The sequence below is a fragment of the Zoogloea oleivorans genome (assembly GCF_008107625.1).
GTDB classification, from domain to species: domain Bacteria; phylum Pseudomonadota; class Gammaproteobacteria; order Burkholderiales; family Rhodocyclaceae; genus Zoogloea; species Zoogloea oleivorans.
Window position 1 is genome coordinate 76327 of the sequence record NZ_SDKK01000024.1, and the last position, 1283, is coordinate 77609.

The 1283-nt window shown below is 43.1% G+C and carries 2 protein-coding genes; one reads left to right on the plus strand and one right to left on the minus strand.

Annotation, left to right across the window (positions count from 1 at the left end; all coding sequences use genetic code 11):
- Nucleotides 1-866 (plus strand): DnaB-like helicase C-terminal domain-containing protein (locus tag ETQ85_RS20550; protein ID WP_222862231.1); only part of this gene is annotated, 866 nt, incomplete at its 5' end.
- Nucleotides 867-896: 30 nt separating this feature from the next.
- On the opposite strand, the gene ETQ85_RS20555 is transcribed toward ETQ85_RS20550, so the two are convergent.
- Nucleotides 897-1253 carry a hypothetical protein gene (locus ETQ85_RS20555; RefSeq protein WP_148580951.1) on the minus strand — a complete coding sequence of 119 codons (357 nt, stop codon included), beginning with the start codon at nt 1251-1253 and terminating at the stop codon, nt 897-899.
- Between the last annotated feature and the right edge of the window lie 30 nt (nt 1254-1283).

Consider the following 1283-nt stretch of genomic DNA (forward strand, 5'->3'; position numbering starts at 1 on the left):
TTCAGTCTAGAGCGCGCCAATCAATGACAATCTTAACTGCTTATGACTTTTTGAAGGACTGGACACCAAAGAAGCCCCTTGACCATCCCGCTCTAAAGACTGGGTTTCGAGTAATCGATGAGAGGATTGCCGGATTGCGACCCGGTAACATCTACATCGTTGCAGGTCGACCAAGCATGGGCGTTAGCACGGCGCTACGCTCGATAACCATCAATGTTCTTCGGCAAGGAGCAAACGTTCTTTGCTGCACATCTGGCAGACCTATAGAGCCTGAAGTTGTTCGACTACTCTCCAACATCACCGGTCGTGTTGATGTCGATGATATTGAGTGGAATACGCTTAACGACGAACAAAGATCGTTGCTGGATAGGGCGAAAACCGAGTTATCAGATTACTACTTATCGTTTAGCCGTGAGAAGTCGTTTAGTGCATTACTTGAAGACTGCAAGACGTTCTTGTCTAACAATCACAGCAAGCTACCATTGATTGTTATCGACAACCCCATTTTTCTTGATGCCGAAAACAGCTCTGACGAGAGCATTGGGAGATCGCTATCAAAGCTTGCCTACGATCATCAAGTGCCCATTGTTCTTGCTGCAGGGGCACTTCCAAGGGCAGATAGAAAAACACTACATGAATCAAGACTCGCTGATATCAAGGGAGCCTTTGATATTCTCGATTTTGCAGATGCGATTTTGTTTCTACGTCGTGAAGAAGTCTACAACCTCGACACAGAAGATCGGGGAGTCGTTGAAATAAAGATCGTGAAAAACAATGGTCGATTGACTGGTTCTTGCCAAAAATCCATCTTCTTTGAATCCACATCAAAAGTTCAAGACAGAGAAGTGTTTGAGGATAACAGATAATAAAAACCAAACACTCCAAAGAAGTTCGCATCAGAAAACTATGTTACGCACAATATCCCAAGTTTCAAAATGTTTATATTCTTTAGACAAGAACCTGTTGTTTGATGCTGGACCACGCAGGGCAACAATAGTTGTTTTTATGTCGGCCATATCAAACCATGCCTCGTCTGCATAATAAAATAACTTAGAATTCCCATCACTGGGAACAATCCTCGTTATATTCGCAACATGGCATTGAACACCATCTCTTTGGGTGAGAATTTGCCAGAAATATCCAATGAACTCATCTTCTGGACTAAGAGTTTTAAGCAAACCCTCTGACTGGTAGTTTATCCATTCTTCTTTGTTTGGCACTACCTTTACAACAAACCCTGGGGAACCTCTCATTTATATCCCTGGCGGTTTCAAGTCTGAAGT